The sequence below is a fragment of the Kitasatospora sp. NPDC096140 genome (genome assembly GCF_040303045.1).
Classification (GTDB): Bacteria; Actinomycetota; Actinomycetes; order Streptomycetales; family Streptomycetaceae; genus Kitasatospora.
The window spans coordinates 1-19,650 of sequence record NZ_JBEOUW010000023.1; the positions used below are offsets into that span (position 1 = coordinate 1).

At 74.0% G+C, this 19,650-nt stretch carries 14 protein-coding genes; 1 reads left to right on the forward strand and 13 read right to left on the reverse strand.

What is annotated here, in order from left to right:
* Positions 1 to 127: 127 nt before the first annotated feature.
* Positions 128 to 538: a Rieske 2Fe-2S domain-containing protein gene (locus tag ABT048_RS23465; RefSeq protein ID WP_350523418.1), complete on the reverse strand. Its 411-nt coding sequence runs from the start codon at positions 536 to 538 to the stop codon at positions 128 to 130.
* Positions 535 to 1,395 carry an iron-containing redox enzyme family protein gene (locus tag ABT048_RS23470; protein WP_350523419.1) on the reverse strand — a complete coding sequence of 287 codons (861 nt, stop codon included), beginning with the start codon at positions 1,393 to 1,395 and terminating at the stop codon, positions 535 to 537. Before ABT048_RS23470 ends, ABT048_RS23465 begins: the two co-directional genes overlap by 4 nt.
* 140 nt (positions 1,396 to 1,535) lie before the next feature.
* Here ABT048_RS23470 and ABT048_RS23475 point away from each other — a divergent pair, with 140 nt between their 5' ends.
* Complete coding sequence (locus ABT048_RS23475; RefSeq protein WP_350523420.1) at positions 1,536 to 2,321, forward strand: thioesterase II family protein; 786 nt, start codon at positions 1,536 to 1,538, stop codon at positions 2,319 to 2,321.
* Positions 2,322 to 2,338: 17 nt separating this feature from the next.
* Here the strand turns inward: ABT048_RS23475 and ABT048_RS23480 are convergent, their stop codons facing one another.
* From ABT048_RS23480 to uvrA, 11 genes are all read right to left on the reverse strand, one after another.
* A complete protein-coding gene (locus ABT048_RS23480) occupies positions 2,339 to 5,503 on the reverse strand; it encodes a non-ribosomal peptide synthetase (protein WP_350523421.1) in 3,165 nt (1,054 codons plus the stop codon).
* The gene (locus ABT048_RS23485) at positions 5,500 to 6,543 is read right to left on the reverse strand and encodes an alcohol dehydrogenase family protein (RefSeq protein WP_350523422.1); all 1,044 of its coding nucleotides are present in this window, start codon (positions 6,541 to 6,543) and stop codon (positions 5,500 to 5,502) included. The genes ABT048_RS23480 and ABT048_RS23485 overlap by 4 nt, the downstream gene beginning before the upstream one ends.
* Positions 6,540 to 7,418 carry an amidohydrolase family protein gene (locus ABT048_RS23490; RefSeq protein WP_350523423.1) on the reverse strand — a complete coding sequence of 293 codons (879 nt, stop codon included), beginning with the start codon at positions 7,416 to 7,418 and terminating at the stop codon, positions 6,540 to 6,542. The genes ABT048_RS23485 and ABT048_RS23490 overlap by 4 nt, the downstream gene beginning before the upstream one ends.
* Positions 7,415 to 9,301, reverse strand: a complete 1,887-nt coding sequence (locus ABT048_RS23495; protein ID WP_350523424.1) for a beta-galactosidase trimerization domain-containing protein — start codon at positions 9,299 to 9,301, stop codon at positions 7,415 to 7,417. The genes ABT048_RS23490 and ABT048_RS23495 overlap by 4 nt, the downstream gene beginning before the upstream one ends.
* The gene (locus ABT048_RS23500; protein WP_350523425.1) at positions 9,298 to 10,461 is read right to left on the reverse strand and encodes a DegT/DnrJ/EryC1/StrS family aminotransferase; all 1,164 of its coding nucleotides are present in this window, start codon (positions 10,459 to 10,461) and stop codon (positions 9,298 to 9,300) included. The genes ABT048_RS23495 and ABT048_RS23500 overlap by 4 nt, the downstream gene beginning before the upstream one ends.
* A gap of 167 nt (positions 10,462 to 10,628) precedes the next feature.
* Positions 10,629 to 11,708 (reverse strand): glycosyltransferase family 4 protein, encoded by a 1,080-nt coding sequence (locus ABT048_RS23505; protein WP_350523426.1) that lies wholly within the window; start codon positions 11,706 to 11,708, stop codon positions 10,629 to 10,631.
* Positions 11,705 to 12,685, reverse strand: a complete 981-nt coding sequence (locus tag ABT048_RS23510; RefSeq protein WP_350523427.1) for an NAD-dependent epimerase/dehydratase family protein — start codon at positions 12,683 to 12,685, stop codon at positions 11,705 to 11,707. Before ABT048_RS23510 ends, ABT048_RS23505 begins: the two co-directional genes overlap by 4 nt.
* Entirely contained in the window at positions 12,678 to 13,967 is a 1,290-nt protein-coding gene (locus tag ABT048_RS23515; RefSeq protein ID WP_350523428.1) for a nucleotide sugar dehydrogenase, read from the reverse strand. Before ABT048_RS23515 ends, ABT048_RS23510 begins: the two co-directional genes overlap by 8 nt.
* Positions 13,968 to 14,009: 42 nt before the next feature.
* Positions 14,010 to 15,170, reverse strand: a complete 1,161-nt coding sequence (locus tag ABT048_RS23520) for a hypothetical protein (protein ID WP_350523429.1) — start codon at positions 15,168 to 15,170, stop codon at positions 14,010 to 14,012.
* Between the two features lie 140 nt (positions 15,171 to 15,310).
* On the reverse strand, positions 15,311 to 16,852 hold the full coding sequence (locus tag ABT048_RS23525) for an amino acid adenylation domain-containing protein (RefSeq protein ID WP_350523430.1): 1,542 nt from the start codon (positions 16,850 to 16,852) through the stop codon (positions 15,311 to 15,313).
* Positions 16,833 to 19,631, reverse strand: coding sequence for an excinuclease ABC subunit UvrA (uvrA, locus tag ABT048_RS23530; RefSeq protein WP_350523431.1), 2,799 nt, complete (start codon positions 19,629 to 19,631; stop codon positions 16,833 to 16,835). Before uvrA ends, ABT048_RS23525 begins: the two co-directional genes overlap by 20 nt.
* Between the last annotated feature and the right edge of the window lie 19 nt (positions 19,632 to 19,650).

Consider the following 19,650-nt stretch of genomic DNA (forward strand, 5'->3'; position numbering starts at 1 on the left):
GGGCGGGGCCGCGGGCGGCCTCGGCCTCCCACGCCGGGCCGCCCCCCGCCGGGGTGGGCGGGGGGCGGGGGGGGCCCCCCCCCGGGGCGCCCCCCCCCCCCCCCCCCCCGCCGCCGCGCGGCCGGGGTCAGTCCGCCGCATCGAGCCGGCCCTCCAGGCGGCGCAGCTCGGACTCCGGGGGCACCGGTGCGCCCTCGGGCAGCTCCGCGAGGATCCGCAGCGCGGCGCAGGCCGGGCCGGCGACCCGGCGCCCGCCGTCCCGGAGGTCGAAGGCGGAGTGGTGGAGCGGGCAGCGGATCAGCATCCGGTCGGCGTCCAGGTGGCCGTAGCGCATCAGGCCCTTGCGGTGCGGGCAGGCGGCGTCGGTGATCAGCCGCCGGCCGCCCGCCTCGACGAGGATCAGCCGCTCGCTGACCTGCTGGACCCGGGGGTCCTGCGCGGCCTCCTGCTCCGGCCGGTCCGCCACCGCGTCCGCGGTGATCGGGGTTCCCGGGGTGTCCGGGGTGTCCGGGGTGTCGTCGGTGACGGTCACGGTCATGCGCGTCCCGCCTCCCGGGCCAGGGCGATCGCCGTCTCGGTCGCGTCGCCGACGACGGCGCTGGTCAGCTCGACGCCGGCCCACACCTTGGCGAGGTCCAGGCCCTGCGCCGTCTGCGTCTCCCGGATCGCCACCCGCATCTGCTTGCTGTGGTAGGTGTCGATGTAGAGGTGCTCGGTGTAGTACTTCCCCGACTTCAGGCCGAGCCGCCGGGCGGCCTGCGCGAAGCTGCGGAAGCCGTAGAGCACGCTGGCCTCGAAGTAGGCGTAGCCGCCGAGGAAGTACTCCGGGGTGTCCGCCCGCGAGGCCAGCCAGTGGAACATGTTGACGTAGGCATGGCTCTGCGGGCTGGAGCCGGCCCGGTACGCCTCCACCTCGGTGGGCAGGTCCAGTTCGCGCAGCAGCTCGCGGTACAGCTCCGAGTGCGCCTGGTCGTCGTTGCCGCAGCCGAGTTCGTCCACCATCACGCGGAAGACGGCCATGCCGGCCTTGTAGGGCAGCCGCGGGACCACCGGCAGCAGGTTGAGCGACTCGGTGAGCCCGTCCATCGCGAACTCCGATACCACCACCCGGAACTGGTCGATCGTCGCCTCCTCGGCGAGGAAACGGTGGCTGTCGGAGGCCACCGCGCCCTCCCGGGCCAGGAAGCCGGACAGCTCCCGCAGGAGTTCGGTGTGCGAGGCGAACCCGGGGGCGGTACGGCGGTGGCCCTCGGCGATCGCCCCGATCCAGCGCTCCTCCATCCCGACCATCTCCTGGTACTCGGCCGCCGTCGGGACGCTCGTGTAGAGGTCGTACAGGCGCTTCTGGTCGATCACCGTGCAGGGTGTCGGGTTGTCGGTCGGGGCCGTGGTCATGCGGTGCTCCAGGTCGGCTCGGGGCGAAGGTCACCGGTCGGCGGGACGTCGCCGGTTGGTAGGGTGACGCCGTTGATCAAGTGGCCGGCTGTCCTCCCGCCCACCGGGGGCTGCGGGGCGCGGGCCGGAACGGGGCGGTCATGGTCGAGGCACGGCGTCCGAAGGTGGACAACTCCGATCCCTGGCTGCGGCGCTATCCGGTCGACGGCGCCCGGGTGCGGCTGGTGTGCTTCCCGCACGCGGGCGGCTCCGCGACCAGCTACCTGGACTGGCCGCGGCAACTGCCGGACGGCGTCGAGGTGCTGGCCGTGCAGTACCCGGGACGGCAGAACCGGATAGCCGAGCCCTGCTTCGAGTCGCTGCCGGAGCTGGCCGACGCCGCGACGCGGGCCCTCAAGGCCCACACCGGCCTGCCGCTGGTGCTGTTCGGGCACAGCATGGGCTCGGCGGTCGCCTACGAGGTCGCCCGCAACCTGCAGCGGGACGGCGGCCAGCGGGTGGCGCGGCTGCTGGTGTCGGGCCGCGGCGCACCGCACGTGGGCTACGGCGGCCGGCGCCGGCCCGGCCTGGACGACGCCTCGCTGATCGCCGTGGTCCGGGCGCTGTCCGGCAGCGACGCCGACGTCTACGAGCACCCGGACATGCGGGACCTGCTGATGCCGTCGCTGCGCGCCGACTACACGATGCTGGACCGCTACCAGCCGGCCGCGCCCACCGAGCTGCTGGACGTGCCGGTCACCGTGTTCGGCGGGCAGCAGGACCCGGCCTGCCCGGTGGCCGAGCTGGACAGCTGGGCCGAGGTCACGAACGCCGGGCACGAGGTGCTGACGTACCCCGGCGGCCACTTCTACCTGCGCGAGCACGAGCGGGCGCTGCTGGCCGAGGTGGCCCGCCGGCTGCCCGGCGCGGACGGCGCGCAGGCCTGACGGCGGCGCGGTGCGGGTCATCCGGCACCCACCCGGTGGCCGGGGTCGGCCACGACCCGCTCCAGCAGGGCGAGGTAGCCGTCCGCGAAGTCCCGGGCGGCGTCCGGGCCGAGCCGGTGGAGGTCGTGCTCCAGCCGGCCGGTGAGGCCGCCCGCGCCGTCCTCGTCCAGCGCGAGGCTGAGGTCGAACTTCGCGGTGCCGGTGTCGCAGGGCACCACCGTGGTGACCGTCCCCGGCAGTTCGGGCCCCCGGGCGGGGGTGCTGCCGAAGGTGAACATCAGCTGGAAGAACAGGCTGTGCCCGCGGCCGCGGGCGGGCCGCAGCTCCTCCACGACCCGCTCGAAGGGCACGTCCTGGTGGGCCAGCGCCTCGCCCACGGTCCGGCGCACCCGGGCGAGCAGATCGCGGAAGGAGCGCTGCGGCTCCAGCTCGGTCCGCAGGCACAGGGTGTTGACGAACATCCCGACGACGCCGTCCAGTTCGGGCCGGTCCCGGCCCGAGGTGAGGGTGCCGACGACCAGGTCGCGGGCGCCCGAGGCACGGTGGACCTGCTCCTGGAAGGCGCTCAGCAGGACCATGAACAGGGTGGCCCGCTCGGCGCCGGCGAGCTCCCGCAGCCGGGCGGTGAGCGGTGCGGGCACCGCGAAGGTGTGCACGGCGCCGCGGCCGGGGGCGGGCGCCGAAGCGTCCGCGGCCACCGGCAGCCGGGTGGTCTCCGGGGCGCCGGCGAGCTGCTTGCGCCAGTACGCCAGCTGCGCGTCCCAGCCCTGCTCGGCGGCCTGCCGGCGCTGCTCGCGGGCCCAGTCCCGGTACTCCGGGGCGGGGGCCGGCAGGTCGGCGTCGGTGCCGGCCACCGCGGCCGCGTGCAGCGGGCCGAGCTCGTCGAACAGGACCTCCATCGAGCGGCCGTCGAAGACGATGTGGTGCAGGACCAGGACCAGCAGGTGGTCCTCGGCCGCGCGGCGGACCAGCGTGGCCCGCAGCAGCGGGCCCCGGGTCAGGTCGAACGGCTCGCGGACCAGCCCGGCCACCGCCCCGGCCACCGCCTCCTCGCCGCGGCCGGTCAGGTCCAGCAGCGGGAGGTCCGGCCGGTACGGCTCCCGCAGGACCTGCACGGGCAGGCCGTCCTCGGTGGCGAACACGGTGCGCAGGGCGCCGTGCCGGGCGACCAGGCCGCCGAGCGCCGTGTGCAGCGCCGCCCGGTCCAGCGGTCCGGCGATCCGCAGCACCACCGGCTCGTTGAACCGGGGTGAGCCGGGGGCGAGCTTGTGCAGCAGCCACATCTGCTGCTGGGCGTAGGAGGTCGGGGCGGGCCCGGCCGGTTCCGCGCCGGCCGCACCGGGTGCGGCGGCCGTCCCGGCCGGCGGGACGGCGCGTTCGAGTTCCGCCGCGAGCGCGGCCACCGTGGGCGCCTGGAACAGGGTGCGCTGGCGGACGTCCGCGCCGAGCCGGGCGCGGCAGGCCGCGGCCAGCCGCACGGCGGTCAGCGAGTCGCCGCCGAGTTCGAAGAAGTCGTCGTCCACGGCGATCGGTGCCGTGCCGAGGACCTCCTCCCAGACCTCGGTGAGCTCGGCCTCCAGCGGGGTCCGCGGCGCGGTCGCGCCGGTGTCCGACCGGCCGGAGGCGAGGTCGAGCTGCAGGGTGCGCAGCGCGCGCCGGTCCACCTTGCCGTTGGCGTTCAGCGGCAGTCCGTCCAGGGCGGCGAACCGGGCCGGCACCAGGGCCGGCGGCAGCACCTCGCGCAGCCGGGCGCGCAGGGCCCGGACCTGCGGGGCCCCCGCCCACACCACGCAGGCGACGAGCTGCTCGGCGCCGGTGTCGTCGGGCCGGGCGAGCACGGCGCTCTCCAGGACGCCGGGGAACTGGCCGATGGCGTTCTCGACCTCGCCGGGCTCGATCCGGATGCCGCGGATGTTGAGCTGGTAGTCGATCCGGCCGAGGAACTCCAGGGCGCCGCCGGGCAGTCGGCGGGCCAGGTCGCGGGTGCGGTACATCCGGCCGCCGGGCCGGTCGGTGAAGGGGTCGGGCAGGAACCGGTCGGCGGTCAGGGCGGGCAGGCCGAGGTAGCCCCGGGACACCCCGGGGCCGCCGAGGTACAGCTCCCCCGGGTCGCCGTCGGGCACCGGCCGCATCCGCTCGTCGAGGACGTGGGCGTGGACCCCGGGCAGCGGGGTGCCGATGGGCAGCCGGTCCCAGCCGCGGATCTCCTGCGGGCCGGCCGCGGTCTCGTGCAGCAGCTGGGAGACGGTGGCCTCGGTGGCGCCGTACTCCTGGACCAGGCGGACCCCGGTGGCGCACCAGTCGGCGACCCGGTCGACGGCGACGGGTTCGCTGCCGACGACGAGCAGCCGCAGCGAGGGCGGGGCGACCGGCCCCTGCCCGCGGTCGAGCTCGCGCAGCCACTCGTACCAGTAGGACGGCGTCAGCTGGAGCACCGAGACGCGTTCGCGCTCGATCAGGGCGAGCAGCCGGGCGCTGTCGGCGAGTTCCTCGGCCGGGTCCATGACCAGGCAGGCGCCGGCGGCCCAGGTGGACAGGACCTCCTCGGCCGCCACCGAGAAGCCGATGGAGGCGAACTGCAGGACCCGGTCGGCCGGGGTCAGCTCCAGCCGGTCGGCGATGCCGAGGGCCAGCGCGGCCAGCGCGGCCTGGCCCAGCGGGACGCCCTTGGGGCGGCCGGTGGAGCCGGAGGTGTACGCGATCCAGCCCAGGTGCTCGGGGTGGAGTCCGGGCTCGGCCGGGCCCTCGCCGGCCTCCTCGGCCGGGCCCTCGGCGGGCCCGTCGACCAGCAGGACGCGGGCGGTGTGCCCGGGGAGCCGGTCGGCGAGGCCCGCGGTGGTGAGCAGGACCGGGGCGCCGACGTCGCCGAGGACGAAGGCGAGCCGCTCGGCCGGGTACCCCGGGTCCAGCGGCACGCACGCGCCGCCGGCCTTCAGGACGGCGAGCAGGGCGACGGCGAGCTCCACCGAGCGGTGCAGGTGGATGCCGACCGGGACGTCCGGGCCGACGCCCGCGCCGCGCAGCCGGCGGGCCAGCAGCCCGGCGCGCCGGTCCAGTTCGCGGTAGCTGAGCCGGGCGCCGCCGCAGTCGAGGGCGGGGGCGTCGGGCGTGCGGCGGACCCGTTCCGCCAGCAGGGCGGGGAGGGTGGCCGGCCCGTCCGCGGGGAGGTGGAGGGCGTTCACGGGACGAGGACCACCTTCGTGGCGTGGCCGGCGTCGAACAGCTTGAAGCCCTCCACGGCCTCGGCGAGCGGGAGCCGGTGGGAGATCAGGAACGTCGGGTCGATGCGTCCGGTGCGGATCAGCCGCATCAGCCCGTCGCGGGAGCTGATCGGATCCCCGACGGCGAACCGGAGGGTGAGTTCCTTGCCGAAGGCGAGGCCGGTGGGCATCGGCATGGCCTCCGAGGCGTGCGCGCCCACGGCGCACACGGTGCCCAGCGGCCGGACGATCTCCAGCGCGCTGCGCAGGGAGGCGTCCACGCCGACGGCCTCCAGGGCGACGTCGGCTCCGCGCCCCTCGGTCAGCGCGCGGACCCGCTCGGCGAGGTCGTCGCCGGTGTCCAGCGGCACCGCGCCCTGGGCCGCGGCGGCCGCCCGCCGGCTCTCGGCCGGGTCGATCGCCAGAACCTGTGCCGCGCCCATCAGTTGGGCGGCCTTGAGGGCCATCAGGCCGACCGGGCCGCAGCCGACCACGGCGACCACGTCGCCGGGCCGGATCCCGGCGCGGTCGGCGGCGGCGTAGCCGGTGGCGAGGATGTCCCCGACGAACAGGGCCTGTTCGTCGGAGACCTCGTCGGGGATCGCGGACAGCACGGTGTCGGCGAACGGGACCCGGACGTACTCGGCGTGGCCGCCGGCCACCGCGGTGCTGCCGACCACGGTGTCGTAGCCGAACAGGCCGACCTCGGCGCACTGGTAGTGCCAGCCGCGCAGGCAGTACCAGCAGCCGCCGCAGGCGATCACGTCGGAGGCCACCACGCGGTCGCCCGGGCGGAAGCCGCGCACCGCGGGGCCGGTCTCCTCGACCACGCCGGTGAACTCGTGGCCGGTGACGGTTCCGGGGGTGAAGCCGGGGATCTCACCGCGGTAGGGGTGCAGGTCGGTGCCGCAGACGGCGGACCGGACCACCCGGACGAGGGCGTCGCCCGGGGCGGTCAGGGTGGGGACGGGGGCGTCGACGACCCGTACGTCGTAGGGGGCGTGCCATTGCAGGGTCTTCACAGGAGCCCCCTCTTGGTCTCGGCGAGGAGCCCGGCCGCCGCGCCGCCCATCAGGGAGGCGTGTTCGGCCGGGGTGAGTGCGGTGCCGTCGGGCCACAGCGAGTCGTCGGTGGCGAGTTCGCGCATCCGGGACACCGAGTCGGTCATGGTGCAGAAGGGGTGGTCGGTCCCCCACAGCAGGCGGTCCAGGACGCCGAGGGCGCGGGCCTTGGCCAGGGCGGCGGCGACCGTGGCGGCGGGCCGGTACCAGCTGAAGATGGACAGGTCCGCGTACACCCGGGGGTGGCGGGACATCAGGTCCAGCGCGGTGTCGGTCCAGGGGGTGCCGAGGTGGGCGAGGATCAGCCGCAGGCCCGGGAAGTCGGTGGCGACCCGGTCGAGCAGCCGCGGGGAGAAGTACCGCGGGTCGGCCTTCTTCGCCGGGGTGTAGCCGGTGTGCACGAGGACCGGGACGTCCAGTTCCTGGGCGACCTCGTAGACGTCGTTCCAGAGCGGGTCCGCGGGTGACATCCGCAGGTAGCAGGGGGCCGTCTTGAGCCCGGACAGCCCCAGCTCGGTGACGGCGTGCCGGAGTTCGGCCGCGGCGCCGGGCGTGCCGGCGTCGACCGAGGCGAAGCCGGTGAACCGGTCGGGGTGGCGGGCGCAGATGTCGGCGACGAACTCGTTGGGGACCTTGAACCCCTCGATCCGACGGACGTCGAAGGCGAGGAGGAAGGCCCGGTCCACACCGGCCTCGTCCATGTGGGCGAGCAGCGCGGTCTCGGGCGCGGTCAGGGCCTCCGGCGGCATGCCGGTGGTGGCCATCATCTCCTCGGCGAAGGAGGCGGTGTAGTGCCGGTAGTACTCGCCGGCGTGGACATGGGCGTCGATGATCACGCGCCGGCCCTCCGTCCTTCCGTCCAGGTGGCCAGGTGCACGGCCTTGGGTCCGAGGTCCAGCAGTTCGGCCCGGCCGTCGTGGTGCAGGGTGGTGCGGACCGGGCGGGGGGCGTGGTTGATCACCAGCGCGCACCGCTCGTCCCCGCGGCCCAGGACGCCGACCTCGACCTCGGGGCTGTCGACGGTGGGCCCGGTGACGAGCTCGTCGGTGAGGCCCTCGGCCGCGGCGACGTCGGCGTAGAGCCGGTGCCAGGGCGCCTCGTCCAGCCGGTGCGGGGCGTTGAGCTGCTGCTCGAACGGGGCGTTGAGGTGGTACGCGACGCCCCGGCCGTAGCGGTGGCGGGTGAGCGCGGGCGAGCCGTCGGGGAAGGCGGCGAGCACGGTGGCGGTCGTCGCGGCGAGCACCGGGAGCTGGCCGGCCTCCCGCACCAGCGGGTAGCGGGTGCCCTGCCAGGTGAAGGAGTCGGCGTCCTCGGCCCGCAGGGTGAAGTCGGTGATGCGGATGCCGAACAGCTCCTCCCCGCCGAAGCCGTGCAGCAGGTCGCCGCCGGTGTACAGCAGGACGCCGCCCGCCTCGACGTAGTCGGCCAGCGCCCGCTGGCCGTCGAGGGTGATGTGCCGGACGGAGGGGCAGACCACCAGCCGGTGGCCACCGGGGGTGCCGGGCGCGACCGGCGGGCCTGCGGTGAACTCGTAGGGCAGGTGGGCGCGTTGCAGCAGCTGGGCGGCGTAGAAGCCGGCCGCCGCGTCGGAGCCGCCGGAGGCGAGGTAGCCGGCGTCGCCCTCCTCCCGGTGCTCGGGCAGGTGGACGCCGACGGGCGCCGGCAGCGGCCGGAACCCGGCCAGTTCGCCGGTCGCCCGGCCGGCGAACTCCCGGAAGGCCGCCATGGCCGGCTTGGGCGTGCCGTCGGCGCGCAGCAGGCCGACGAACCGCTCGTTGGGGCGCAGCGCGTACGGCTTGGCCTCGGTGGTGAAGTCCTGCCAGCACCAGACGATGACCCCGCAGGCCCCGGCGGCCAGCGCGGCGTGCGCGGCGACCCGCAGGTAGTCCCGGGCGGTCTCCTCGTCGCAGCCGTAGCTGCCGAGTTCGTCGACCAGCACCGGCCGGTGCTCCCGGCCGCGGCGGACCAGGTAGGGCACCAGGGCGCCGGCCTTGGGGGCGGCGACGGACTCCACGTGGAACGGGCTCCACACCGGGAAGCCGTGCAGGCCCACCAGGTCGAGCGGCTCGGCGTGTTCGGGCCGGAAGGCGTGCGTGCCGGTGACCGCGGACGCCTCGTTGGCCTGCAGCACCAGCGCGCCGGGGTGGGCCTCGCGGACGGCGTCGGCGAGCAGGCCCCACCAGCGGCGGACCCCCTCGGGGCCGAGCGCGCCGGAGGCGGCCTGGTCGACGTGGATGACCTCGTCGCCGAGGTCGTACGCGAGGACGTCGGCGGACCCGCCCAGGGCGGTGACGACGTGCCGGACGAAGCCGAGCTGACGCTCGGTCATCTCGGGGTCGTGCCAGAGGTCCCGGCCGGCCCGCCAGGGCGGGTCGAAGCGCTGCCCGTTCATCCAGATGGTGAGCAGCGAGGGCAGGCACTGCAGGCCGTGCCGGGCGGCGAGGGAGCCGAAGGTGCGCAGCCGCTCGGTGGCCACCGGGTCGTAGACGCCGGGCTCCGGTTCGAAGTCGGCCCAGAACACGAAGAAGCGGACGGTGTTGAAGCCGAGTTCGGCCATCCGGGCGAAGTCGGCGTCGAGGCGCTCCGGGTCCCAGTCCCGCCAGTAGTCGCAACCGGCGGCCGAGGGGTGGTAGTTGAAGCCGACGCTGAAGTACGGCGCGCCGTCCCGCCGGAACCCCCCGTCGACGAGGGTGTAGCGGTGGGCGGGGTTCGGGGTCACGCGCCGGCCCCGGGGGCGTCGGCGAGGGCGTCCCGGAGGGCCTGGACCACCAGGTCGGTGTCGTCGTCGGTCATGTCGACGTGCAGCGGCAGCGACAGTTGACGGTCCATCACCTCCTCGGTGACCGGGAGGTCGCCCTCGCGGTGGCCGAAGCGCTCCCGGTAGGCGGTGAAGAGGTGGGTGGGCGGGTAGTGCACCCCGCTCTGGACGCCGGCTCCGCGCAGCGCGTCCTGGATCGCGCCGCGGGCGTCGCCGTCCGGCAGCAGCACCGCGAAGAGGTGGTGCGCGGCCAGCTCGGCGGGCCGGTCGTGGAAGGGCAGGCCGAGGCCCTCGGTGCCGGCGAGGCCCTTGAGGTAGCGGGTGACGATCTCCTGACGGCGGACCTGGCGCTGCGGCAGGTCGGCCAGCTGGACGAGTCCGATCGCGCTGCCGAGCTCGGTGGGGCGGTAGTTGAGGCCGAAGGAGTCGACGTCGTACAGCGAGGGGCCGCCGCGGTGGCGGTCCTGGGCGCTGACGGTGAGCGCGTGCGAGCGCAGCCGGCGGATCCGTTCGCGCACCTCGGGGTCGCGGGCGACCACCATGCCGCCCTCACCGGTGGCGAGGTTCTTGGTGGCGAAGAAGCTGTAGCAGCCGATGTCGCCGACGGTGCCCAGCACGCCGTGCGCGGAGCGGGTCGCGGGGGCGTGCGCGGAGTCCTCGACGAGGGCCACGCCGTGCTTGCGGGCCAGGGCGGCGAGCGCGGGCAGGTCGGCCGCGTGTCCGCCGTAGTGCATGGCGACGATCGCCTTGGTCCGGGGGGTGATGCGGGCGGCGACGTCGGCGGGGTCGACGCACAGGTCGTCCGGGCCGGTGATGTCGGCGAAGACCGGGGTGGCACCGCACAGGGTGACCACGGCGGCCGCGGAGACGAAGCTCAGCGACGGGAGGACGACCTCGTCGCCGGGGCCCAGGCCCAGGGCGAGGAAGGCCAGGTGCAGGGCGGCCGTGCCGTTGCTGACCGCGACCGCGTCCTCGATGCCCGCCGTCCGGGCGAAGGCCTCCTCGAACTCACGGGTCACGGGCCCGTTGGACAGCCAGCCGGAGCGCATCACCGCGGCCACGGCGTCGAACTCGGCGTCGCCGAGCCGGGGCCGGTACAGGTTTACCTTCCAGTCGGACATCTCTATCCACCATCCCCCCGCGCGCCGGTGGTGCGCGGTGTTCGTTCGGGTGCCGCGTGCGTGTGCATCGGGCACGGTGCGGTGGTGCCGGCGGTGGGCCGCTCGGCAGCACGCGCGGGTCGTCCCCCGGGGCCCCCGCCGTTCGGGCGGGATCCGGAGGGGACGGCCTAAGGGGTGCCGGCCGGGCCGGCGGTGCGTGCGGTGAGCCGGTCGTAGACGGCCTGGTACCGGTCGGTCACCGCGTCCCAGCTGAGTTCGCGCTCGGTGCGGGTCCGGCCGGCCGCCCCGAGGGCCGCCGCCTCGGCGGGGTCGGCGAGCAGTCGGACCACGGCCGCCGCGACGGCGTCCGGGTCGGGCTCGCACAGCAGTCCGTCCACGCCGTGCCGGACGACCTCCTCGCCGCCGTCGAAGGTGACGGAGACGACCGGCTTCCCGTTGACCCAGGCCTCGACGAAGACCAGCGGGAAGACGTCCACGGTGGACGGCAGGCAGAACACGTCGCAGGCGGCGAGGGCGTCGGCCTTCTCGTCCTCCTCGACCATGCCGAGGTCGAGGATCCGCGGGTCGCGGTGGGCGGCGAAGACCTCCGCGCAGTCCTCGTCCCAGTCGGGGCCGGCGAACACGAACCGGGCCCCGGGGTGGTCCGCCCACACCTTGCTGGCGGCCTGGAGCAGCAGGTGGTAGCCCTTGCTGCGCATCTTGCGGCCGAGGAAGAGGACCATCGGCCCGTCGATGCCGTGGCGGGCCCGGAAGGCCGCGCCGTCGGGCTCGGCGGCGCTCAACTGCGGTCCCTGGCCGTTGAGGTGCAGGGCCGTCGGGTCGACGCCGGCCTCGACGAACAGCCGGCGCTCCGCCTCGGTGAGCACGAAGACGGCGTCCGCCTGCCGGGCGACGTCCAGGACGGCCTCCCGGTCCTGCCACACGCCGGCGGCCGAGGCCGGGGTGAACACGAACGGGACGTCCCAGTCGCGGGCGAGGCGCAGCGCGGCCTGCGGGTAGTCCGGCCAGACGCTGTCGAAGGCGTGCACCACGTCGGGCCGCTCGGCGGGCGGGGCCGAGGCCGGCAGCACACCGACCTCGACTCCGGCGCCGGTCATCCACCGGGCCGACTCCTCGTCCATGCTGCTGCAGTACAGCCCGACCCGGTGGCCGCGCCGGGCCAGCGACTCGGCGAGGTTCTGGGCCATCGCCTCGGCGCCGGCGCGGGCCGGGAAGTAGCCGCGGTGGACGATGCGCACGTGGGTCATGACTGCTGCTTCCGAGCGGCCCGGTCGCGGGCGTACCACTCGTAGGTGCGGCGGACGCCCTCGCGCAGGTCGGTCTTCGGCTCGTAGCCGGTGAGCGAGCGCAGCAGCGAGATGTCCGGGACGCGGCGCTCCGGCGAGAGCGGCGGGGCGGGGTGGACGTCGAGGGCCGGGTGCCGGTCGACGACGTCGAAGACCACCTTGGCGAGGTCGTCGATGCGGATCTCCTCGCGGTCGTTGCCGACGTTGACCAGGAGGGTGTCCCCGGTGGGCAGGGCGGTCAGCGCGGCGATGGCCTCGACGGCGTCCTCGACGTAGCAGAACGCCCGGAACTGGTCGGCGCCGTAGATCTCGAACGGGTCGGCGCCGCCGAGCAGCCGCTCGATGAACTGCGGGATGACGTGCTCGTACCCCATGCGCGGCCCGTACACGTTGTGGAAGCGCACCATGCGCAGCGGGAAGCCGTACGCCTGGGCGTAGTTGCGGCAGAGCAGCTCGCCGGCGATCTTGCTGAAGCCGTACGAGGAGCGGGCCACCGTCGGGTCCGAGACGACGAGCTGCACGTCCTCGGGGGTCGGCACCGGTGCCACGCCGGCGGTGACGCTGCCCGCGTACGCCTCGCTGGAGGAGGCGAAGCAGAGGGTGGCACCGTCCAGCTCCTTGAACCAGTCCAGCACGTGGATGGTGGAGAGCAGGTTGGTGCGCAGCACGCGCTGCGGCTCCTGGTTGGAGTAGACGACGCCGACGACGGCGGCGAGGTGGTACACCTCGTCGAAGTCGCGGGGCAGGTCCGCGGGCAGCGGGAGGGTCAGGTCGTGGGTGAACACCGTGACCTTGGAGCGGAGTTCGTCGAGCTCGTCGTCCTGGCGGCCGCGGCTGAAGTCGTCGACGACGGTGACGTCGTGCTCGTCGGCCAGCCGGCGGGCCAGGTGCATGCCGATGAATCCGGCACCGCCCGTGATCAGGATCTTCTTACGCATGGCCGAGCCTCATAACGTTGGACGTGGCGGGGAGGATGCGCCAGGTGTCGTAGACCACCGCGGGCGGCGCCATGGTGGCCACCAGCGCGTCGATGTCCTGGTCGCGGTAGGAGAGGTGGTTGTTCAGGATGACGACGGCGTGGGTGCCCTCGAAGCCCTCGGCCAGGTCCACCGGACGCACGCCGAGTGCGGCGATGCGCTCGGCCGGGACGGCGAAGTCGTGGCCGACGATCTCGCCGACGCGGCCGCGCAGCACGTCGAGCAGGCCCTCGTAGGCGGAGCCCCGCAGGTCGTCGGTCTCGGGCTGGCCCTTGTAGGCGAAGCCGGAGACCAGCACCCGGGCGGTGGCCGGGTCGCAGCCCTGCTCCCACAGGGCGGCCAGCACGCGCTCGCCGATCCGGCGCGGCAGGGACTCGTTGAGCTGCCGGGCCGCGGCGATCATGCCGGGGGTGTGGCCGTGCGGCTTGAGCGCGTGCATCAGCAGGTACGGGTCCTTGGTGAGGCAGCTGCCGCCGACGAAGCCGGGCAGGCTCAGGTCGGGCCGCGGGTAGCCGAAGTTGGCGCTCTTGATCAGCTCCACCGCGTCGAGGCCGAGCTTCTCGGCCATCAGCGCCACCTCGTTGCCGTACCCGTAGATCAGGTCGGTGTGGCAGTTGCAGATCAGCTTGATCATCTCGGCGGCCTCGACCGAGGAGACCGGCACCACGGTGGGCGTCTGCGAGGCGAACAGCTCGGTGGCGCGGCGCACGGCCTCGTCGTCGATGCCGCCGACGATCTGCGGCAGCGACAGCAGCTCGTCCAACGCCTTGCCCTGGATGGTCCGTTCGGGGCAGAAGGCGACCAGCGGCTGCGCCACCTTGCGCTGCAGCACGGGCAGCACCAGGTTGCGGGTGGTGCCGACCGGCACGGTGCTGCGGACGATCACCAGGGTGTTCTCGTCGATCCCGTCGGCGATGGTCTCCACCGCCGCCTGCAGGTGGCGCAGGTTGGGCTCGGTGCCGTCGACCTCGATCGGGGTGCCCACGCAGATGATGACCACCGGCGGGAGGGCGCCGGCCCCCAGCTCGGAGGTGACCTTCAGCCGGGTGCCGACGGCGTCCCGGAAGACCTCCTCGACGCCGGGCTCCGCGAGCTGGAGCACGCCCGCGTCGAGGTCCTCGGCGACCTTCTTGTTGTACTCGTAGCCCAGGACGCTCTTGCCGGTCTTCAGCAGGGCCGCGGTGAGCGTGACACCGACGTATCCCAGACCGACGACGCAGACGTCGTAGTCGGCGTTGGACATGGTTGACTCCATCACTTCCCCTTCGAGTTGGAACGGGTCACATCACGCGGCCGACGGGTCGCCGGCGGCGGCCCCGACGACCCAGAAGGTCTTCTCCGGCTTTCCGCCCAGCTGGCGCTTCTGGTCGTCGAGGCCCTTGACCTCGGAACCGCCGGCGTCCACCTCGCGGATGCCCTGCGCCCACATGAGCCGGAACACGGTCAGCCAGACGTACTGGGGAATGGCGGTGAATCCGGTGCTGTCCTTGAAGAGCCCGGTCAGCCGCTCCCGGAAACGCATGGTCATGGTGCAGTAGAGGGCGGCCCGCTGCTCGCCGATCCGCTCCCCCGCGAAGAACATGGCGGGGAATTTCTCGCCGTCCTCGGTGACGATGTTGCCGAGGTACGAGAAGTAGTCCCGCTCGTTGTCGCCGCCCGGCTTCACGCGGACGATGGCGAGGTAGTCCTCGGGGGTGGAACCGACGACGGTGCCCTGTTCGCGGCGCGCCTGGAAATAGCTCTCGACGACGCCGCGGGCGCTCTCCTTCTCGGGCCCGGAGTAGTGGTAGGGCTCGATCTGGAAGGAGAGGTGCGGGTTGCGCTCCAGGAAGTTCTCGAAGCGCCGGTAGGCCATCTTGTTCTTGTTCTTGTACTTCCGCCGCTCCTCGCCGGCCAGCTTGGCGACCTGGAGCGTCCCGTCCTCGGCCTGGTCGAAGACCTCGTCCAGGTAGTAGACCCGGTTCGGGTAGGTCTCGTCCTCCTCCGGGGCACCGAGGTGCCAGGGATCGGTGTCGATCCCGGTGAACCCGGCGCCCAGGAAGGCGTCGCGGTCCTCGGCCGACAGGTGCCGGACGTACACCGACTCCCGGGCCAGGCCGGCCGCGCGGACGGTGGCGATGAACTCCCGGACCGCCTCGATCCGGGTCGGACCCTTCGGGGCGACGATGTGGAGGTGCTTGGCGACGTGCCCCTCCTTGCTGAAGTACCCGACCCCGAAGATGTTGGTCCCGTCGTGGTAGACGAGCCCGTTCGGGTACTTGCTGCTGGCGCCGCGGAGATTGTATCCGTTCGCGTAGAGCATGAGGCCGATGTGGCCCATGGCGAACGATCCGTCCTTGTACTTCTGGATGATGTCGAAGGATTCCTCGACCGGGGTGATCCGCGGCCCGAAAATCTCCCTCAGACGGTCCTCGAATTGGTCCCGTTCGATCGCGAGAAGGCGCACAGGTATTCAACCTCCAACAGGCTCTGGAATGAATTCCCAGAAGCCCTGGTCAGTATGCGGCGAGCTTATCGTGTCCGGCTCGTGCAAGAAAGATGGGAATTGGAATTCCGGATGTTCCGCGGAATTTCTGCTCCGCGCGGTCACCGGCCGGGCAGCACCTCGGCCCGGGAGCGGCGCAGGGCCGGCGCGGGAAGCGCCTTGCGGTCGAGCTTGCCGATGGGGGTGAGCGGCAGTGCGTCCAGGGTGACGAACTGACCGGGCACCATGTGCTCCGGCAGGCTGTGCCTGAGGTGGTCCCGCAGCTGCTCCCCGGTCGGCGCGGAGGCGTCCGCCGGGGCCGTGTACGCCACCAGGCGGGGGCCGCCGGGAAGATCGTCACGGAGTACTACCGCAGCCTGTACGACACCGGGGCACGATGTCAACGCCTCTTCGATCTCACCGAGTTCGACCCGGAAGCCACGCACCTTGACCTGCGCGTCGAGCCGCCCGAAGTAGTCCAGCAGGCCGCTCTCCGGACGCCGGCGCACGCTGTCCCCGGTCCGGTACATCCGGGCGCCGGGCTCGCCGGAGAACGGGTCCGGAAGGAACCGTTCGGCCGTCAGCCCGGGACGGCCCTGGTAGCCGCGGGTGACCTGGGCGCCGCCGACGAACAGCTCGCCGGAGGTCCCGTCGGGCACCGGCCGCAGGTCCTCGTCCAGCACGTAGGCGTGCACGGCGGGCAACGGCGTGCCGATGGAGACCAGTTCGTCGTCCCAGTCCAGCAGGGTGGCGGCGGCCGACACGGTGGCCTCGGTGGGCCCGTAGATGTTGAACACCTGGGTCACCCCCCGCGCCCGGAGCTCGGCGAGCAGGGCCCTGGGCATCGCCTCGCCGCCGGTGAGGACGGCCTTGACGCGCGGTGGCGGGCCGCCCAGGGCGACCATCTGGGCCAGCGCGGACGGCACCGCGCAGACCGCGTCCCCGGTCACCCAGCCGTCCGGCTCGACCAGCGAGAACACGTCCTGGGCCAGCATCACGTGGCCGCCCGCGTGGAGCGGGGCGAAGATGTCGCACACCGAGAAGTCGAAGGACGTGGGGCAGGTCGCCACCATGGTGACCTCGGCGACCGGCCCCAGCAGGGCCACCGCGGCGGCGACGAACTCGCTCATCGCCGCCCGGGGCACCAGCACGCCCTTGGGGCGGCCGGTGGAGCCCGAGGTGTAGATCACGTAGGCGAGTTGGTCGCCGATCAGCGGCGGGGCGTCGGCCGGCGGGGTCTCCGGCCCGTCCGGGCCGCCCCGCACCAGCTCCTCCAGGACGAGTTCGGGGCCGCCGTACGCCAGCGTGCCGGCGTGCCGCCGCTCGGCCAGCACCGCCGCGGCGCCCGAGTCGTCGAGCATGTAGCCGATCCGGTCCTGCGGGTAGGCCGGGTCCAGCGGGACGTAGGCGGCGCCCGCCTTGAGCACGCCCACCAGGCCGGCGAGCATCTCGGGCGTGCGGCCGGCGAGCACGGCGACCCGGCTCTCCGCCCCGATGCCGAGGGCCCGCAGCTGCCCGGCGACCCGGTCGGCCGCGGCTCCCAGTTCGCCGTACGTCCAGGTCCGCCCCTCGCCGGTGACGGCGGGCCGCCCCGGCTCGCGGACCACCCACCGCTCGAACGCGGCGACGACGTCGATGACCGGTTCAGCGCTCGGTGCCGGCACTGTGTCCTCCTCTGCTCGACATGACGTGAAGCTGGCGGGCCAGATAGGGCGCCAGCGCGCTCTTCGGGTGGGCGGCCACCTGCTCCGGCGGCCCGGCGGCGACCAGTTCGCCGCCGTTCTCGCCGCCGCCCGGGCCCAGGTCGACGATCCAGTCGCAGGCCGCCGCGAACTCGACGCTGTGCTCGATGACCACCGCGGTGTTGCCCAGGTCCACCAGGTCGTGGACGACCCCGAGCAGCACCTCCACGTCGGAGAAGTGCAGTCCGGTGGTCGGCTCGTCGATCAGGTAGAGCGTCCGGCCGTCGTCGCGGCGCATCAACTCGCGCGACAGCTTCAGGCGTTGGGCCTCGCCGCCGCTGAGGGTGGTGGTGTCCTGGCCGAGCCTGAGGTAGCCGAGCCCCACCTGGCAGAGCATCCGCAGCGGGTGGGCGACGGCCGGAATGTCCCCGAACGCCTCCAGCGCCTCGGCGACCTCCAGGTCCAGGGTCTGCGCGATGTCCCGCCCCCGGTAGGCGACTTCGAGCACCCGCGGGTGGTAGCGGCGCCCGTCGCAGGAGGGGCAGCGCACCGAGAAGTCCGCCAGGAAGAGCATCTCGATCCGGATGGTGCCCTTGCCCGCGCAGCGGTCGCAGCGCCCGCCCTTCTCGGTGTTGAAGCTGAACATCGCCGTGGACCAGCGGCGGCGGACCGCCTCCTCGGTCTTCGCGAAGAGCTTGCGGATCTCGTCGAAGATGCCCACGTAGGTGGCCGGCGTGGACCGGGAGGAGGCACCGATGGACTCCTGGGTGACGGTGACCACCCGGCTGAACCGCTCCCAGCCGGCCAGCTCGGTGAACGGCCCGGTGGGGGCCCGCCGGTGGGTCAGGGCCTGTTCCAGGGCGGGCTGCAGGGTTCGGGTGATCAGCGAGCTCTTGCCGCTGCCGCTCACCCCGGTCACGCAGGTCAGCAGGCCCACCGGGATGGCGGCGTCCACCCCGCGCAGGTTGTGCAGCCGGGCGCCGCGGACGGTCAGCCAGTCGTCCCCGGGGCGGCGGCGGCCGGCCCGGGGCGAACCGACGACCAGCTCGCCGCGCAGGTAGGCGGCGGTCCGCGAGTCCGGGTGGGCGACGACCTCCGCCGTGGGGCCGGCCGCGATCACCAGGCCGCCCCTGGTGCCCGCGCCCGGGCCCAGGTCGACCAGGTGGTCGGCGGTCTCCATGGTCTCCTGGTCGTGCTCGACGACCAGCACGGTGTTGCCCGCGTCGGCCAGCTGCCGCAGCAGCGCGATCAGCCGGGAGTTGTCCTTGGCGTGCAGGCCGATGGACGGCTCGTCGAGCACGTAGGTGACGCCGACCAGCCCGCAGCCGAGCTGCCGGGCCAGCCGGAGCCGCTGGCCCTCCCCCGCCGACAGGGTGGGCGCGGAGCGGTCCAGCGAGAGGTAGCCCAGGCCGACGTCGAGCATGAACGTCAGCCGGGTGCCGATCTGGACCAGCAGCTCCTCGGCGAGCTCGGCGAGGAAGGTCGTGGCGAGCTCGGCGCGGACGGCCTCCAGCCACTCGGCCAGCCGGGCCACCGGCAGCGCGTTCACCTCGGCGATGTTGAGGTCGGCCAGGCGCACCGCGAGCGCCTCGGCGTGGTGGCGGGTGCCGCCGCAGTCGGTGCAGCCGCGGGCCGCCATGAACACCTGGTAGAAGGACTTGCGCTCGGGCGAGTCCGCCTCGCGGAACAGCCGCTCCAGGTGCTGGGCCAGCCCGTCGAAGGGCTTGCGCTCCAGCTCCCGGGCGAGCGCCTCCGGCAGCGGCCGCGCGGTGGCGCCGGTGAGGACCAGCTCCCGCACCCCCTCGGGGAGCAGGCGCCAGGGCGTGTCCAGTCCGGCACCGGCGAGTTCGAGCACCGCGGGCAGTTCGCGCAGCGGCCACCAGGTCTTCTTGCTGCGGGTGCGGTCCCCGAAGAAGGTCAGCGCGCCGGAGCGGACCGAGGCCTCCGGGTCGCCGACGAGCAGCGCCGGGTCCACCTGGTAGGTGAAGCCGAGGCCCTGGCACTCCTCGCACATCCCGGCCGGGGAGTTGGGCGTGAACCAGTGCGAGGAGGTGGCGCGGGCCTCGGTGCCGCAGTCGGGGCAGATCCAGCCGGCCGTCAGGTGGCGGACGGTGCTGCCGTCGCGGCGGGCGACCAGCGGGCTGCCGTCGCGGTGCGCCGCCTCGACGGCCTGCCGGGCCCGGGCCAGGTCGTCCTCGCCGGGGGCGGCGGGCAGCAGCAGGACGCGCCCGCCGGGCTCGTCCTCGACGGCGGGCCGGTAGAGCTCCAGCGGCCCGGTGGCGGCGGCCTGCGCGAGCGCCCCGAGGTGCTCGCCGACGTCGCGCGGGTGGATGTGCTGCCCGCAGCCGCGGCACTCGTGCCGGCCGGCCCGCGCGAACAGCAGCCGCAGGCGGTCCGAGATCTCGGTGATGGTGCCGACGTTGGAGCGGGGGTTGCGGCTGATGGTCCGCTGCTCGATGGCGACGGTGGGGCTGAGGCCGCTGATCCACTCCACCGCCGGCTTGGGGACCTTGGGCAGCTTGCGGCGGACGTAGGCGGACAGGCTGTCCAGGTACTGCCGGTAGCCCTCGGCGTAGATCGTGTCGAAGGCCAGCGAGGACTTGCCGCTGCCCGAGACGCCGGTGAAAACCGTCACCCCGTGCCGCGGCACCGCCAGCTCCTCGATCCGCAGATTGTGCTCCCGGACTCCCCGGAGCACGATCCAGTCGCGCGGATCGGGTGCGGCGGGGGTCGTCCCGCCGCTGTGGTCGGCCTTGCTCAATGCGTTCTCCGGTTCTTCC

Excerpts from the sequence above, each read along its gene's own strand:
- ABT048_RS23470 (WP_350523419.1), bottom strand. The coding sequence starts at position 1,395 with ATGACCACGGCCCCGACCGACAACCCGACACCCTGCACGGTGATCGAC.
- ABT048_RS23500 (WP_350523425.1), bottom strand. The coding sequence starts at position 10,461 with ATGTCCGACTGGAAGGTAAACCTGTACCGGCCCCGGCTCGGCGACGCC.
- ABT048_RS23505 (WP_350523426.1), bottom strand. The coding sequence starts at position 11,708 with ATGACCCACGTGCGCATCGTCCACCGCGGCTACTTCCCGGCCCGCGCC.
- ABT048_RS23465 (WP_350523418.1), bottom strand. The coding sequence starts at position 538 with ATGACCGTGACCGTCACCGACGACACCCCGGACACCCCGGACACCCCG.
- ABT048_RS23475 (WP_350523420.1), top strand. The coding sequence starts at position 1,536 with ATGGTCGAGGCACGGCGTCCGAAGGTGGACAACTCCGATCCCTGGCTG.
- ABT048_RS23515 (WP_350523428.1), bottom strand. The coding sequence starts at position 13,967 with ATGTCCAACGCCGACTACGACGTCTGCGTCGTCGGTCTGGGATACGTC.
- ABT048_RS23510 (WP_350523427.1), bottom strand. The coding sequence starts at position 12,685 with ATGCGTAAGAAGATCCTGATCACGGGCGGTGCCGGATTCATCGGCATG.